Origin of the sequence: Liquorilactobacillus ghanensis DSM 18630 (genome assembly GCF_001435235.1) — a bacterium.
Taxonomy (GTDB): Bacteria; Bacillota; Bacilli; order Lactobacillales; family Lactobacillaceae; genus Liquorilactobacillus; species Liquorilactobacillus ghanensis.
Map to the genome: position 1 here is coordinate 115,217 of NZ_AZGB01000005.1, position 15,727 is coordinate 130,943.

Annotated in this window: 16 protein-coding genes; 12 read left to right on the top strand and 4 right to left on the bottom strand. The window is 38.5% G+C overall.

Going from position 1 to position 15,727, the window contains the following annotated elements; all coding sequences use genetic code 11:
• The first annotated feature begins 1 nt into the window (after position 1).
• The 8 genes from FC89_RS02205 (at position 2) to recD2 (ending at position 7,753) form a co-directional block, all read left to right on the top strand.
• Complete coding sequence (locus FC89_RS02205) at positions 2-256, top strand: hypothetical protein (protein WP_057870921.1); 255 nt, start codon at positions 2-4, stop codon at positions 254-256.
• A 13-nt stretch (positions 257-269) separates the two neighbouring features.
• Positions 270-962 carry a 5'-methylthioadenosine/adenosylhomocysteine nucleosidase gene (locus FC89_RS02210; protein WP_057870922.1) on the top strand — a complete coding sequence of 231 codons (693 nt, stop codon included), beginning with the start codon at positions 270-272 and terminating at the stop codon, positions 960-962.
• 41 nt (positions 963-1,003) lie between these two features.
• A complete protein-coding gene (locus FC89_RS02215) occupies positions 1,004-2,152 on the top strand; it encodes a cysteine desulfurase family protein (RefSeq protein ID WP_057870923.1) in 1,149 nt (382 codons plus the stop codon).
• 10 nt (positions 2,153-2,162) lie between these two features.
• Positions 2,163-2,501, top strand: a complete 339-nt coding sequence (locus tag FC89_RS02220) for a cysteine desulfurase (protein ID WP_057870924.1) — start codon at positions 2,163-2,165, stop codon at positions 2,499-2,501.
• A 116-nt stretch (positions 2,502-2,617) separates the two neighbouring features.
• On the top strand, positions 2,618-3,745 hold the full coding sequence (gene mnmA, locus FC89_RS02225) for a tRNA 2-thiouridine(34) synthase MnmA (protein ID WP_057870925.1): 1,128 nt from the start codon (positions 2,618-2,620) through the stop codon (positions 3,743-3,745).
• Positions 3,746-3,886: 141 nt separating this feature from the next.
• Complete coding sequence (locus FC89_RS02230; RefSeq protein WP_057870926.1) at positions 3,887-4,540, top strand: histidine phosphatase family protein; 654 nt, start codon at positions 3,887-3,889, stop codon at positions 4,538-4,540.
• Between the two features lie 11 nt (positions 4,541-4,551).
• Positions 4,552-5,268, top strand: coding sequence for a tetratricopeptide repeat protein (locus tag FC89_RS02235; RefSeq protein ID WP_057870927.1), 717 nt, complete (start codon positions 4,552-4,554; stop codon positions 5,266-5,268).
• Positions 5,252-7,753, top strand: coding sequence for an SF1B family DNA helicase RecD2 (gene recD2, locus FC89_RS02240; protein WP_057870928.1), 2,502 nt, complete (start codon positions 5,252-5,254; stop codon positions 7,751-7,753). Before FC89_RS02235 ends, recD2 begins: the two co-directional genes overlap by 17 nt.
• 20 nt (positions 7,754-7,773) lie before the next feature.
• On the opposite strand, the gene FC89_RS02245 is transcribed toward recD2, so the two are convergent.
• From FC89_RS02245 to FC89_RS02255, 3 genes are all read right to left on the bottom strand, one after another.
• Complete coding sequence (locus FC89_RS02245) at positions 7,774-8,715, bottom strand: diacylglycerol kinase catalytic domain-containing protein (protein WP_057870929.1); 942 nt, start codon at positions 8,713-8,715, stop codon at positions 7,774-7,776.
• Positions 8,716-9,204: 489 nt separating this feature from the next.
• Positions 9,205-10,881 carry a ribonuclease J1 gene (gene rnjA / locus FC89_RS02250; RefSeq protein ID WP_057870930.1) on the bottom strand — a complete coding sequence of 559 codons (1,677 nt, stop codon included), beginning with the start codon at positions 10,879-10,881 and terminating at the stop codon, positions 9,205-9,207.
• Complete coding sequence (locus FC89_RS02255; RefSeq protein WP_057870931.1) at positions 10,878-11,096, bottom strand: DNA-directed RNA polymerase subunit epsilon; 219 nt, start codon at positions 11,094-11,096, stop codon at positions 10,878-10,880. Before FC89_RS02255 ends, rnjA begins: the two co-directional genes overlap by 4 nt.
• Positions 11,097-11,314: 218 nt before the next feature.
• On the opposite strand from FC89_RS02255, the gene FC89_RS02260 reads away from it, so the two are divergent.
• On the top strand, positions 11,315-11,797 hold the full coding sequence (locus tag FC89_RS02260; RefSeq protein WP_057870932.1) for a hypothetical protein: 483 nt from the start codon (positions 11,315-11,317) through the stop codon (positions 11,795-11,797).
• Here the strand turns inward: FC89_RS02260 and def are convergent, their stop codons facing one another.
• Complete coding sequence (gene def, locus FC89_RS02265) at positions 11,798-12,352, bottom strand: peptide deformylase (protein WP_057870933.1); 555 nt, start codon at positions 12,350-12,352, stop codon at positions 11,798-11,800.
• Between the two features lie 150 nt (positions 12,353-12,502).
• Here def and FC89_RS02270 point away from each other — a divergent pair, with 150 nt between their 5' ends.
• The 3 genes from FC89_RS02270 to typA all read left to right on the top strand — a co-directional run bounded on the left by FC89_RS02270 (position 12,503) and on the right by typA (position 15,573).
• Complete coding sequence (locus tag FC89_RS02270; RefSeq protein WP_235804360.1) at positions 12,503-12,787, top strand: UPF0223 family protein; 285 nt, start codon at positions 12,503-12,505, stop codon at positions 12,785-12,787.
• 27 nt (positions 12,788-12,814) lie between these two features.
• Positions 12,815-13,594 (top strand): inositol monophosphatase family protein, encoded by a 780-nt coding sequence (locus FC89_RS02275; protein ID WP_057870935.1) that lies wholly within the window; start codon positions 12,815-12,817, stop codon positions 13,592-13,594.
• A gap of 128 nt (positions 13,595-13,722) precedes the next feature.
• A complete protein-coding gene (gene typA / locus FC89_RS02280) occupies positions 13,723-15,573 on the top strand; it encodes a translational GTPase TypA (protein ID WP_057870936.1) in 1,851 nt (616 codons plus the stop codon).
• Positions 15,574-15,727: the final 154 nt, after the last annotated feature.

The window sequence follows — 15,727 nt, forward strand, 5'->3', positions numbered from 1 at the left end:
ATTGAAACTTTCGAAGCTTTTTAGACGGCGAGGCGGTCGGCATTTGGAGGAAACCCAAGCTCCCGAACTGTCAAATACATTTGAAGAACCGAATGTTGAGCCGAACTATAGCCGGACTGCCCATTTAAAACAGACGTTGCAGGAGAAAAAGGCTGCTAAGCATCAACGATTGGCGCGACGGTTGAATTGGATAATTTTTTATTTAGTGATAGCAATTATCGTCGTGTATTGTTTTATGATTTTTATTAACTTTTAAGGAGTTTAAAATAATGAAATATGGTATTTTGTGTGCGATGGAAGAAGAAATTAAAGATTTGCGAGCAAATCTAACTGATTATCATGAAACAGTAATTGGTGGAATTAGTTTTTATGAAGGCAATTATCAACAACAAAAAGTTGTGCTGACTCGTTCTGGAATCGGCAAGGTTCAAGCTGGAATGACAACTGCCTTATTGTTTGCCGAATTTCAAGTTGATGCAGTCATTAATTCTGGTTCAGCTGGCGGAATTGGTGCTGGTCTGCAAGTCGGTGATGTGGTGATTGCCAGTGAAGTAGCTTACCATGATGTGGATGCAACCGCTTTTGGTTATCAAATTGGTCAATTGCCACAGCAACCAGTTAATTTTGCCGCTGATCAAATTTTGGCACAGAAACTGGCAGCAGCTGCTAAACAGACGACTTTAACTGTAAAAGAAGGATTGATTGTTTCAGGTGATCAGTTTGTCGCTGGAAACGATGCGATTGCGGTAATTAAAAAGAATTTTCCGGCAGCTTTAAGTTGTGAAATGGAAGGCGCAGCGGTAGGTCAGACAGCTTATCAGTTCAAAAAGCCTTTTGCAGTCGTTAGAGCAATGTCAGATACAGCTGATGGTCATGCTAGTCAATCCTTTGATGAATTTGTGATTGAAGCGGGTCATCGTTCAGCAACTATGATTTTGAACTTCTTGGCGCATGAGGTTTGATTTAGTGGCGTGATTAAACAAATGGATGAGGAGAACTAATTGTGGAACATATATATTTAGATAATGCGGCAACGACGCCAATGAATCCAGCCGTAATTGAGACAATGACACAAACAATGGGTACTGTTTTCGGGAATGCTTCCAGTATTCATTATTTTGGTCGGCAGGCGCGGAAAGTTTTGGATGATAGTCGGCATTTGATTGCTCAGTCGATTAATGCCAAGCAAGATGATCAGATCGTATTTACCAGCGGTGGTACAGAAAGCGATAATACAGCGGTTATTGAAACTGCTTTAGCACGGCAAAATGTTGGAAAGCATTTAATTACCACTGCAATTGAACACGAGGCAATTTTGAAACCAATGAAGTATTTGGAAAGTCTCGGTTTTGAAGTAACTTATTTGCCAGTTGATCAGCGGGGATTGATCTCATTGACCGATTTGAAACAGGCTTTGCGGCCAGATACGACTTTAGTTTCGATTATGATGGGAAATAATGAGGTCGGCAGTCATCAACCAATCCATGAGATTGGTCGGATTGTTGCAGCTTCCAATGCTTGGTTTCATACTGATGCGGTTCAGGCATATGGTTTGTTGGATATCGATGTTCAAGCTGACAATATTGATTTATTATCCACTTCGGCGCATAAGTTAAATGGACCTAAATTTTTAGGCTTCCTTTACCGATCGGAGCAGGTTAAAATGCCTTCTTTAATCAAAGGTGGCGATCAGGAATTAAAGCGGCGGGCTGGAACGGAAAACGTACCGGCAATTGCTGGCTTTGCCAAAGCTGTTTCCTTGTTGGATTCAAAAGTTAAGGCAGCTCGGCAAGCTAAGTATGCTAAATTACAAGAGCAGTTGGTAAGTGGTTTGAAACAAAATGGAGTTGAATTTGCAGTTAATGGTGGTCAGGCGCCTGATAAATTGCAACACGTATTGAACATTTGGTTTAAAGGCTGTCCTTCAGTTCCACTTTTAACTAATTTGGATTTAGAAGGAATTGCGGCTTCAGCCGGTTCCGCTTGTACAGCCGGTAGTGTTGAACCATCGCATGTTTTGACAGCGATGTATGGTTCTGACAGTCCACGGCTACAAGAATCGCTGCGCTTTAGTTTTGGCAGTCAGAACACTGCTGAGGAGATAAATTATTTGATTGAAGTGCTAACAAAAATTACGCGAAAATTGAAATGAGGTTGATGAGATGGCATATGCAAAGCAGGCAAAATTACTAGGAGATCAGCGTATTTTTGAATTAGATCCGGCAATTAAAAAATACACTTTACGAGATATCGGTTTTGCTGAATCTAAAAACGGTCGTTTTATTTTGGAGCGTCCATTGGATATAAATGCTGATTTCAATGATAGTTTTAAAATTAAAGTAGCTATTAGTGCTGATTTAAAAACTTTTAAGCTGACAACAACAAGCGGTAACGGTTTACGTGAAGTCAATCTTTTTAAGAAGGGTGATTCCAAACTTCTGGAGCAACTGGAGTACACTTTAAATCAATTGCAGGACAGAAATGTTATTCGTTTAAAATAAAAACGAAAATGCTTGACTTGTCAAAGCCGCAGTTGCCCGCTATAATTGAACGTACTGAAATAACGCGACCTTCAATCGTGGATTCAGAATCTAAATGAAGTGATGGTGAAAGTGTTATGAAAGCAAAAAATCAGACGCGGGTCATTGTTGGAATGAGTGGCGGCGTCGATTCGTCAGTTGTAGCCTATTTATTAAAAAAGCAGGGGTATGACGTTGTCGGAGTTTTCATGAAGAATTGGGATGATACTGATGACAGCGGAGTCTGTACAGCTACACAGGATTATGAAGATGTAGCTAAAGTTGCCAGTAAGATCGGGATCCCATATTATTCGGTCAACTTTGAAAAGGAATACTGGGATCGAGTTTTTTCCTACTTTTTAGATGAATATCGTCATGGGCGGACTCCAAACCCTGATGTAATGTGTAATAAGGAAATTAAATTCAAAGCTTTTTTGGATTATGCACTGAAGTTGGATGCTGATTATATTGCCATGGGTCATTATGCTCGCTTGCAGCGTGATTCGGATGGAACAGTGCATTTATTGCGTGGAGCTGATGGTAATAAGGACCAAACTTATTTCTTGAGCCAGTTATCACAGCAGCAGCTGCAAAAAGCTTTATTCCCAATTGGTGAACTTGAGAAACCGGAAGTTCGGCGATTAGCAGAAGAAGCTGGTTTAGCGACAGCTCATAAAAAGGATTCAACCGGTGTTTGCTTTATTGGCGAAAGAAACTTCAGTAAATTTCTAAGTGAATTTTTACCAGCTAAGCCGGGTTTAATGAAGACGATAATGGGTGAAGTTAAAGGCAAACATTATGGATTGATGAATTATACCATTGGCCAAAGACGTGGCTTAGGAATCGGTGGCAACGGTGTTAGCAATGATCCTTGGTTTGTAATTGGCAAAGATTTGGCAACTAATACACTATATGTTGGTCAAGGTTATCATAATGAGCATCTTTATGCTGATATGCTGGATGGCAGTCAAGTCAGCTTTATTGCCCCAATTGATCAGCGCGGCCGCGAGTTTCATTGTACGGCTAAGTTTCGTTATCGCCAAAAAGACTGCGGTGTAACGGTCAAGTTGAGTGAAGATTTGCAAAAGGTACAGGTGATTTTCGACCAACCAGCACGCGCAGTCACTCCGGGACAAGAAGTTGTTTTTTATGATGGCGACGAGTGTCTTGGAAGTGCTACAATTGATCATGCTTATCAAAAAGAACGGGTTTTACAATACGTTTAAACAAATCGCAAAATAAACAATAAAAAAACGACCAGCCACTTGTCAGGGCTGGTCATTTTATTAGATAATGGAAACTGGAGAGAACCCGAAAATTAACATTTTAAGGCAATTAAGGATTAGAGAAGGAAGAGGGACTTTGAAGTGACGAAACTATTTTTTATTCGGCACGGCAAAACACAGTGGAATTTAGAAGGGCGGTATCAAGGAGCTCATGGTGACTCACCACTGCTGCCAAGCAGTTATCAAGAAATTGATCAATTGGTATCATTTTTGAAAAAGTATCATTTTGCAGCAATTTACAGCAGTCCGATTAAACGCGCTTGTTTGACGGCAAAGGCAATTGCCAAGGGGCTGCCACAGCAATTAAAGGTTCAACCGGTAGCTGCGTTGCGGGAATTTGACTTGGGAAAAATGGAAGGAATGAAATTTAGTGCTGTGGCTAAAAAATATCCGCAAGAACTTACTGCATTTCGTCATCATGCTGATCAATATCAGGCCGAAAAAGTTGCAGGTGAAAGTTTTCCTGAACTATTTCAACGAATGACACCAGCAATCCAGCAAATTGTAGCCGCGCATCCGCAGGAAAATGTTTTAATTGTCAGCCACGGGGCAGCCTTGTGTGCTGAAATTCGCCACTTGTTAGGCTATTCATTGGTAGACTTGCGTGCTAATGGTGGTCTGGCTAATACTAGTACGACCATTTTAACTACGACTTCAGGAAACACCTTTAAATGTCTGGCTTGGAATAAGACTGATTATCTGCAGCGAAAATTAACAGCATCGGATATTGTCTAAGGGGGGTAACAATGGCTGCAAAGAAAGCTGATGAAAAAAAGCAAGCAACGCAAAAATTAGATCGTTCAGTAAAAAAATTAGTTAAAGCAATTGATCAGCAACCAAAAAATGCTGAAAATTATTATGCGCTGGGAATGTTATTGACGGATGCCAAAGAGTATCAGCAGGCAGAAGAGCTTTTCAAACGGGCAATTAATTTTTTTACGACTGAAAAACTAGCAACGGATTTATTATTATATGGTTTGGGGAATGTTTTATATGCGGACGGATTATATACCGAGGCGCAGCAGTATTTCAAGCAAATCAAACAAAAAAAATTGAAAATGTCAGCTTATTTAATGATTGCCCAAACGGAGTATGCGCAAGATAATTATCAGCAGGCACTTGTTTTCGGTTTAACAGTTGCTGAAAAGCCTGGTGAAAATCAAATAGCCGGCAATTTGTTGGTTGGTGAAAGCTTGCTAGCCTTAGGTGAGTTAAAAACGGCGGCTGTTTATTTTGATCGAGTTTTGCAAGTTCAACCAACTGATTTTCAGGCTAATTTTCAGCGGGGAATTATTGAAATGGTCCTTCATCGCAATGGTTCAAAATTTTTTGAACAGGCCAAACAAAGTAATCCACAGAAATTTATCCGGCAACAGGAACGATTAACCGATATTGAGCGTGTTTTGGTAGCTAAACAGCAAAGATCTAATCAGAAAGAGTCTGACAATGATAGCAAACAATAATCCGGCTGAACAACAATTGGTTGGGAAAATTCAGGCAGTTTTTTTTGAAAATAATGAAAACTTTTATAAAGTGATTCAGGTAAAAGTGATCAGTAGCGACTTTTCCTGGGATGAAGATCAGATTGTAATTACTGGTAATTTTGCTGAGATCAATGAGGGTGAAGAATATCAATTTAGCGGTAAATTGATTGAACATCCTCGTTACGGCAAACAATTTCAAGCAGCTAATTATCAGCGACAGCTGCCGACGACACGTCAGGGAATTGTTAATTATTTGGCTGGAGAAAATTTTCCTGGAATTGGTCAAAAAACAGCTCAAAAAATAGTTGATCATTTAGGTGAAGATGCAATTGAAAAAATTCTGGCTGATGAATCTCAATTGCAGTCGTTAAATTTAACGGAAAAGCAAAAAAGATCATTATTAGAAAATTTACGATCTGATAATGGGATGCAGCAAGTAGTTATTGAATTAAATCATTTTGGCTTTGGTAATCAATTAACGGCAACAGTCTACAATCATTTTCGGGAAAAGACCTTGGAGATATTGCATCATGATCCTTATCGGTTAGCTTTAGAAATCAATGGAATCGGTTTTAAGCGGGCAGACCAAATTGCAGAACAGATGGAATTGGCTGCTGATGACCCTAAAAGATTGCAGGCCGCTTTGTACCAAAGTGTATTTGATAGTTGTTATACTTCCGGTAATATTTATACAGATGCTGAGACAGTCTTACAACAGGCAATGACATTGCTTTTAAATAGCCGACGGGTTTCACTATCGGCAACTCAAGTAGCTGAAGAGTTAGTTGCTCTGGCCAGCAGTGGCAAAATAGTTGTTGAAGAAAAACGAATTTATCTGCGTTATTATTATGAAGCAGAATGGAAAATCGCTGAGAATCTTAAACACTTATTAGCTGATAAGGTTGATTTATCAAATAAACAAGTTGCAGCTTTGCCCGAATTAATCAATCAGCTTGCAAAGCAGTTGCAAATTAGTTATGGAGCTGAACAGGTCACAGCGATTTGTCAAGCCTTGCAAAATCGAGTGTTTTTATTAACCGGTGGTCCGGGAACTGGAAAAACAACGATTATTAATGGGATCGTTGCCAGTTTTGCAACGCTGCATGAATTATCATTAGACCCGAATGAGTATCAAGATGAAGATTTTCCAATCTTATTAGCAGCACCGACTGGCCGTGCTGCCAAAAAAATGAAAGAAACAACTGGTTTACCCGCTGTGACTATTCATCGTTTGCTAGGGTTAAACGGTAACGATGCTCCTGAAACAGCCGATCAAGATTTGACTTTATCAGGTAAACTGTTGATTATTGATGAAATGTCAATGGTTGATACAGAATTGTTTAACAAATTGCTGGCGGCGGTGCCGGCTTCAATGCAGTTGGTGTTGGTTGGCGATCAGGATCAGTTACCGTCAGTTGGTCCCGGCAGAGTTTTTGCAGATTTATTGGCCTGCCAGCAGCTGCCACAGATTCGATTAACAAAAATTTATCGTCAGCAGGAGACCTCATCGATTATTCCTTTGGCTCATGCTATTAAACAAGGTCAGCTTCCAGCAACGATGTTTGAAAATCAAAGAGATCGGTCGTTTATTCCATGTCAAGCTAATCAGATTCAAACTGCTGTTCGGCAAATCATTATGCATGCGCAAAAGAAGAAGATGGCACTGAGTGATTTTCAAATTCTAGCACCGATGTATCGTGGAGTAGCTGGAATTGATCATTTAAATCAAATTTTACAGGAATTATTAAATCCACCGGTAGCTGGAGCCAAAGAAGTAGTGTTTAATCAACAACATTTTCGGATCGGTGATAAAGTTCTACATTTGGTAAACAGTCCAGAGTTTAATGTTTTTAATGGTGATCTAGGTCGAATCACAGGGATTATTTTAGCTAAGGACAAGAATAATGAAGACCATCAAGACAAGCTGGTTTTGGATTTTGATGGTAATCAGGTAACGTATACTCGTAAAGACTGGATTAAAATAAAATTAGCTTACTGCATTTCAATTCACAAGGCACAGGGCAGTGAGTTCAAATTGGTGATTTTACCATTAGTTAAACAGTATCGCCGGATGCTTAATCGAAATTTATTGTATACAGCTGTTACTCGAGCTAAAAACTTGCTGGTTTTGTTAGGAGAGCCGGCAGCTTATCAAGCAGCAGTTGCCCAACTGGCGGTAGATCGACAGACAAGCTTGCAGCAACGAGTGACAGAGCTATTTCAGACACAACCAGCAGCTGGCAAAAGGGCCCAAACAGAATTAGTTTTACCGGCTAAATCAGCGGTTAAAGAAGTCCCTTCGCAAAAGAAAAATTCAAATGAAACAGCTTCATCAGAGGATGCCACCGTTTCAAAAAATTATCATTTAACTGCGCAACTAATTGCGGCTGGACACATTGATCCTTTGATCGGAATGGATGGTCTTACACCAGCAGATTTTAGTAAACATAACAAAAACAGCTGAAACTTGAAATTAAGTAAGTTTCAGCTGTTTTTTTCTGTAAGCGATAAATTATCAGGATCAAACCAAAATGGATATTGAAAGCTTTTAACCATTAGATCATAAAATTGATTTCGCAATTGCTGATTGTCAAGTTCACCAAACTCAAGAGAATTGGTGGTCAACTGAATTTGCGAATCAGTAAATTGATGTGAAAAGGGAAGGTAGCGAGTCAATCTTAATCGCCGGCAAATATCATATAGCAGAAAAGTGAAAAAATTTAAATTAGTAATAATTTCCAATTGCAAAGGTAAAGCTGCTGGATCAGTTGGATTATCAAATACTTTTGGTTGGCTGCTCATTTTAACTGCGAAAACATGCTTAAAAAAATAATATTTGCGATTTAAACGGAGCGTAACATTGAAAGGTTCCTGATCAACGATAGCAGTTAAGCGACCGTAAAGATGCAAACTCTTTTTTAATGGAGCAGGTTTTAAATGACCGGCAAGTGAATTATCTTTGACGATGTTTGAAGCATAAGCTCCCAGACCCAAAGAAAAATCATGACTAAAAATCCAGCGTCCTTGGTGATTCATTTCTTCAATTTGTGCTAAATTGACATAGACTGGCTGAAAGGCTGGAATAATTTGTTTGACTGCAATATCGGGATTTTCTGATAAACCAATTGTTTTGGCAAGATGCCGTGTTTCTTTTGTTGGAATAAAAGCTACCGGTGTTGGCGTTTTTTTGCCAAGAGCTTGCAGTGACAAGATTGTGTGCAGCAGTAATTTGAGCGAACCAATGGTAACTACAATTTGGTCAGCGGGATCAGTTTTAAATAGTGAAGCAACTTGGTCGAGTTTATTAATAATTTTTGTTTGATAAGAAATAGTTTCTTTTTCAAAGAAGGGCTTGACCGATTTCCAAATAGCTGCTGCATTACTTATTTTATTTTTGGCCTCAACTAAGAATAAAAATTTTCTCAAAGTAATGATGCTCCCTTCTAAAAAAATAACTACCAGCTAATTATACGCAATATTACAGTTTAATTACAAGATAAATTAACAAATTTTGAAAATAAAATTAGTGAATCTTAATAAAGCGAAAATTGTTTTTTAGCTGCTTGTTAATTGAGATTAAAGTACAATTATTTAGCTATGAACTGTGCAATAGAGTGTGAATTCGGCTTAAGTTATTCTTTTATTAAGTTTTTAGTCTCTTATTTGAAACAATAAATGATTATTGTAAGTTCTGATATGATCATACCACAATTATAGTGAGAGAGTTAACTGACTTTTGACACAAATAATTTTATTATATAATTGTTTACTAAAGTATACAATTATTGTGTATTATCAAGAGATAAAAAATAGCCCTTAATAAGAATAAGGACTATTACTAAGAAAGGGTGCTTCAATTCGTGCATAAAATCATAATTTCTCACCCAATCGTTATTAAAGTTGTTAAATATAATTTTAAACTAAAACTAACATTGGCATAATCATTGGATGCCGTTCGGTTTGATCATAAAGAAATGATTTTAAGTCGTTAATAATTATTTCTCGCAAAGTTTTCTCAGTTACATCGGGTTTAGCAATTGCCCGGCGAATTGTATGGAACAAACGTCGTTTTCCACGTTCAATCAATTCTTCCGATTCACGCATATAGATAAAACCACGTGAAAGTAAATCCGGTCCAGCTAAAATTTCTTGCCGTTTTAAATCGATAGTTGCAACTACGACAACTAAGCCTTCTTGAGCTAAAATACGTCTTTCGTGTAAGACAACATTGCCAATATCGCCAATTCCTGAACCATCAACATAAACGTCTCCAGCATTGAAATGTCCAGCGATTCGCGCAGAGTCTTTAGTTAAAGCTAAGACATCACCATTTTGCATAATAAATGAGCGATCCTGGGGCACGTCACATTTTTCAGCCAACTCCGTATGGATTTTTAACATACGATATTCACCATGGACCGGAACAAAAAACTTGGGCTGGATTAAGCGAAGCATTAATTTCTGTTCTTCCTGACCGCCATGACCGGAAGCATGAATATTATTAACTTTTCCATGAATAACGTCAGCCCCAGCTTCTTCTAATTCATTGATGACTTTATTAACACTGATTGTATTACCTGGAATTGGTAAACTAGAGAAAACGACCGTATCATCTGGTTGGATACTGACTTGCCGATGAGTTCCATTAGCAATTCGGCTAAGAGCGGCCATTGGTTCACCTTGCGAACCAGTACATAATATCATTACCCGATTAGCTGGCAAATTATTGATCTCGTGTGCATCAACTAAGGCATCATCAGGGATATCCAAGTAGCCGAGTTCACGACCATTAGCGATTGCAGCTTCCATACTGCGTCCAAAAACAGCGATTTTCCGGTTTTTGGCAACAGCAACTTCGGCCGCTTGTTGGATACGGGAAATATTTGATGCAAAAGTAGCAAATATAATTCGTCCCTCAACCCGTTCAAAAATTCGCCGAATTGACTTACCAACCCAGCGTTCTGATTTGGTAAAATTCGGTATTTCTGCGTTAGTACTATCAGAAAGTAAACATAGCACACCATCGCTGCCTAATTTAGCCATTCGTTGTAAATTAGGTGGCTGATGAGTAACTGGTGTTAAGTCAAATTTGAAATCTCCTGTAGCTACAATTGTGCCACTAGGGGTCTTAACAGCAATTCCCAACGTGTCTGGAATTGAGTGCGTTGTCCTAAAAAAGGAAACACTTGTTTTTCGGAACTTCAAAACAGAATCTTCATTGATCTCGTGCAACTCGGTAGTTCTCAGCAATCCATGTTCTTCTAGTTTGCTTTTGATGAGTGCGAGTGCCAATGGTCCTGCATAAATTGGGACATTGATTTGTTTGAGTAGATAGGGAATTCCGCCAATATGATCTTCGTGACCATGAGTAATCACCAATGCTTTGATCTTCGACTGATTGGCAACTAAATATTGGTAGTCGGGGATAACGTAGTCAATACCTAATAAATCATCTTCAGGAAATTTAATTCCGGCATCAATAACGATAATTTCATCTTGAAATTGGACCCCATAAGTATTTTTTCCAATTTCACCTAAACCGCCGACCGCAAAAACGGCTGTTTCATTGTTTCTGACACTCAGTCGTTTCATTTATTAAACTCCGTTATTTTAAAATGTGGGCTTTGTTGCTCATATTCAAGGGCTTTGGGGCTGAGTCCTTCCAAAAATTCGATATTGTAATTTGTTTGTTCTTCAACTATTTTCTGTGCCTCAACTTCAGATTCAGCCTCTAGATACAGTGATTGAGTATTCTCACGACGTGGGTTGATCTCTTTGCTAGGCTGAAAAAAAACTTTAAAAATCATAAAAAAAACTCCTTTAATTAAAAAATTCAGTTGCCGAAGCAACCTTTTGTCCGAACATGGATTGTTTTCACAATAATTATACTCATTTTAGCATAGTTGTATGTATAAGTATACTTTTAACATCTGAAAGGGTTTGAGCGATCATGTTGCTTAATGGCAGTTGTAGAGAGTAGTTTCTTGAATAATGGTATAATAAATTAAAAAGGAGAAGTGATTGCATGATTTGGATAGGTTTGCTAATTATCTTATGTTTATTATTCTTTTTAGTGCTTTCGATTCATGTTTATCGGCTAAATCAATTTAAAAAAAATAAAGCAATCAGCAATTTGGCAGTTGCTGATTGCTTACCACAAATTTCAAGCAATCCGATTGTTAAACGTGATTTGTGGCTTAAAAAAATTATTCAAAATTCACATTCAGTTGTCAGCTTTTGGGGGAACAATGTTGATGTGTTTGCTTATCGTTTCAAACTGCGACAGCCGCTTGATGACAAGCAAGTTAAGCAATTGCAGCAAGAAATGGATCAGTTGTTGCAGACTTACGCAAAACAGCGACACATTATTTCACCGGTTACCGATACACCGCTGCTTGTATCCGACTGTTGGGTCGAAGATCAGCAATATTTGCAGTTGGAAGTAGCAGTTGTGGTTAATCAGGCAACCTATGCTTATGTGCGAGATATTGATCGCGCAGATCAATGATTAACCGATCAAAACAGTATTATCATCAGTTACAAACGGCTTTTGCATATTAATATGATCAAAAAAGAGCACTCCGTTCAGGTGATCAATCTCGTGTTGACAAACAATTGCCGGATAATTTCGCAATTTATCAATATGTTTAGTACCCTCTAAATCGTACCAGCGTAAAGTAATGTGCTGGTGTCGTGGAACATAACCGGGAACGTCCCGATCAACCGACAAACAGCCTTCTCCTTCAGCTAAAGCTGCCATTTTGACTGATTCACTGATGATAGTTGGATTAACCAGAATATGTTTGAATAGTGGTTGGTCGTTTTCATCTGGGACCAAAACAGCTGTCATCCGAATCGACTGGTCAACTTGTGGAGCTGCCAAACCAACGCCGGCACGTAACTGATATTTTTTTGCAATATCAGGATCTTGGCTGTTTTCCAGAAACTCCATTAGAGCATGGCCCAGCTCTTTTTGCTCAGCTGTCAAGGGGAATGTTAATGCTTTGGCCCGCGCACGCAGAGTTGGATTACCTTCACGAATAATATTTTTCATTGTAATCAATTCAATGACCTCCATTAATAGTTTAAACATAATAATTATAGACTATTTTTGCCTATTTTTTAAATAGCTCTCAGTTAATTTTAGCGTATTCAACGTAAATTGTGTATAATACAAACTGATTAACCAACATCGCAACGGAGGATTTTGATTTTGCCAAATAAAGAAAACGCTAATTACCCCTTATTTGAAGAATGGACGATTGCTGAAATTATTCAAGTTACCGAATTTTATCAGTTAGTTGAGCAGCTTTATCAAGGAAAAGTTGCTCGTCAGCTTTTTCTTGATAAATATCATTCTTATCTGAAGATAGTTCCAATGAAAGCAGCACAGAAGCAACTGGATCGGCAATTTCAAGCAGAAACCGGCTGCAGCATTTATCGGGCGGTGAAATTTGTTACAGCTCATCAACAGGCTAAACTGCACTTTAATGAATAGATTTGAATGGTGGCAGGTGAAAATTAAATGGAAACAGAAAAAATAAATCAATTAGTTATTGGCTGGCTTCAACAGGCTAGGGAAATGATTCTTGCAAGTTTTTCGCGCAAGCTTACTGTTGAAACCAAAACCAGCCGCAATGATTTGGTGACTGAACTTGATCGTCAAATTGAAAACTTTCTAGTACAGCAGATTAAAGCAAATTTTCCAGCAGCTCAGATTATCAGTGAAGAATCTCGGCCAAAGTTGAAAAAATTTGATCCGCAACAACCGCTGTGGATCATTGACCCGATCGACGGAACAATGAATTTTGTTAAAACACACCATGATTTTGCTATTATGATTGGAATTTACCAACAGAATCAAGGAAAATTGGGATATATTTATGATGTGATGAATGATCGCCTATATCATGGCGGACCAGAAAAAGGAGTTTTTTGTAATCAACAGCGGTTGAAACCACCAGCGGATCTGCCGCTGAATCAAGGGCTATTGGAAGTAGGGGCACTAACGTTGCTGTATGATCGTTTTCATTTACAAAAAATTGCGCTTGCCAGTAACGGAGTGCGGATATATGGCAGTGCCGGGATTCAAATCATTCGGGTTTTGACTGGCCAAGTGATTGGATATGTCAGCCATTTAAAACCTTGGGATTTAGCAGCTGGCAGAGTTTTGGCTGAAACTTTGGGTTTAACGGTAAAAACGATTGACGGTAGCATTCCTGATGTGTTATCATCAGTAGATGTGTTAGTAGCTACAAAGAACGCTCAAGAAGACATAGTAAGGATGGCACAAGCACCTTATTAGTCAAGAGCTGTGACGATGGGTCACAGTTTTTTTATGCTAATAAATGGAAAAGCCGAATAATATGTTTTCATGAAAAATAAATGATTTTTTAAGCGGTAGAACCTCTTAGATTGAAAGGAAGAAACAATTTGAAAACACGTGATGATATCCGTAATGTTGCCATAATCGCCCATGTCGATCATGGCAAGACAACTTTAGTTAATGAATTATTAAAACAGTCGGATACTTTAGATGAACATACCCAGATCGATGACCGAGCAATGGATTCCAATGCAATTGAAAAAGAACGTGGAATTACCATTCTTTCCAAAAATACGGCTGTTAAGTATCATGGTAAGCAGATCAATATTTTGGATACTCCGGGCCATGCCGATTTTGGTGGTGAAGTAGAACGGATCATGCGAATGGTTGATGGCGTTTTACTGATAGTAGATGCTTTTGAAGGTACAATGCCACAAACACGTTTTGTGTTGAAAAAAGCGTTGGAACAACACTTGACACCAATCGTTGTTATTAACAAAATTGATCGTGAAGGTGCACGCCCAGAAGAAGTTGTTGATGAAGTGCTTGATTTATTTATTGAACTTGGAGCTGATGATTCTCAGCTTGAGTTCCCGGTTATTTATGCTTCGGCTGTAAATGGTACTTCTTCATATGACTCTGATCCTGCTGCACAGGAACATACTATGAACCCGATTTTTGACACAATTTTAAAGACTATTCCTGCTCCGGTTGATAACTCAGATGAACCATTACAATTTCAAGTTGCAATGCTTGATTATAATGAATTTGTTGGTCGGATTGGAATTGGTCGGATTTTCCGTGGCAAAATCAAAGTTGGCGATCAAGTTACAGTCTTGAAATTAGATGGATCACAAAAGAATTTTCGTGTTACCAAACTCTTTGGATTCTTTGGTTTGAAACGACTGGAGATTCAAGAGGCTAAAGCTGGTGATTTGATTGCGGTTTCTGGAATGGAAGATATCTTTGTGGGTGAAACGGTTTGTCCAGTTGACCATCCAGAAGGATTACCATTGTTGCGGATTGATCCGCCGACCTTGCAGATGACGTTTATGACCAACGACTCACCTTTTGTTGGTCAAGAAGGCGAGAATGTTACAGCACGTAAACTGGAAGACCGTTTGAAGGTCCAATTGCACACTGATGTTTCCTTGCGTGTTGAGGATACAGATTCACCGGATGCCTGGACGGTTTCTGGACGTGGTGAATTGCATTTGTCAATCCTGATTGAAATGTTGCGGCGTGAAGGTTTTGAATTGGCAGTATCAAGACCGCAAGTTATTTATCGTGAAGTTGATGGTAAAATGTGTGAACCATTTGAAAGTGTAACGATCGATACACCTGATGAGTATTCTGGTGCGGTAATTGATTCTTTGGCTCAGCGCAAAGCAGAAATGCAAAATATGGAAACAAACGCAAATGGTCAAACACGGTTAAGCTTTTCAGCACCAACTCGTGGCTTGATCGGATATGATTCACAATTCTTATCAATGACACGTGGTTATGGTATTTTTAACCATACTTTTTCAGAATACAAACCAGTAATTAAGAATTGGGAACCTGGACGTCGGAATGGCGCACTTGTTTCAATTAATCGTGGTAAAGCAACTACCTACGCAATTATGGGCGTTGAGGACCGGGGAACAATTTTTGTTGATCCAGGTGCAGAAGTCTATGAAGGAATGGTTGTTGGTCAAAGTTCACGTGAACGTGATATTTCAGTTAATGTTACTAAGGGTAAGAACATGACCAATGTTCGTTCATCAAACAAAGACCAAACAGCAACTATTAAAAAACCAACGCATTTAACTTTGGAAGAATCGTTGGAATTCTTAAATGAAGATGAATTATTGGAAATAACACCAAAAAGCATTCGTTTGCGCAAACGGATTTTGGAAACCAATATGCGTGAAAAAGCTGCCAAGCAAAAGAAGATTGCTGCTAAAAAGAATGCCTAAATGAAAATAGCGACTGTGATCAAAAGAAAAACAACTAAATGTTGTTTTTCTTTTTTTCTTTTTGATTATATTAGCAAATACTTAACATTATTAATAAAAAATTAGTTTTTTATTGCAAATAACAAATTTTAGCGACATAATATTACTTTAGGAG

Coding starts and splice junctions, on each gene's coding strand:
- FC89_RS02210 (WP_057870922.1), top strand. CDS start 270: ATGAAATATGGTATTTTGTGTGCGATGGAAGAAGAAATTAAAGATTTG.
- FC89_RS02220 (WP_057870924.1), top strand. CDS start 2,163: ATGGCATATGCAAAGCAGGCAAAATTACTAGGAGATCAGCGTATTTTT.
- mnmA (WP_057870925.1), top strand. CDS start 2,618: ATGAAAGCAAAAAATCAGACGCGGGTCATTGTTGGAATGAGTGGCGGC.
- FC89_RS02235 (WP_057870927.1), top strand. CDS start 4,552: ATGGCTGCAAAGAAAGCTGATGAAAAAAAGCAAGCAACGCAAAAATTA.
- recD2 (WP_057870928.1), top strand. CDS start 5,252: ATGATAGCAAACAATAATCCGGCTGAACAACAATTGGTTGGGAAAATT.
- rnjA (WP_057870930.1), bottom strand. CDS start 10,881: ATGAAACGACTGAGTGTCAGAAACAATGAAACAGCCGTTTTTGCGGTC.
- FC89_RS02255 (WP_057870931.1), bottom strand. CDS start 11,096: ATGATTTTTAAAGTTTTTTTTCAGCCTAGCAAAGAGATCAACCCACGT.
- FC89_RS02260 (WP_057870932.1), top strand. CDS start 11,315: ATGATTTGGATAGGTTTGCTAATTATCTTATGTTTATTATTCTTTTTA.
- FC89_RS02275 (WP_057870935.1), top strand. CDS start 12,815: ATGGAAACAGAAAAAATAAATCAATTAGTTATTGGCTGGCTTCAACAG.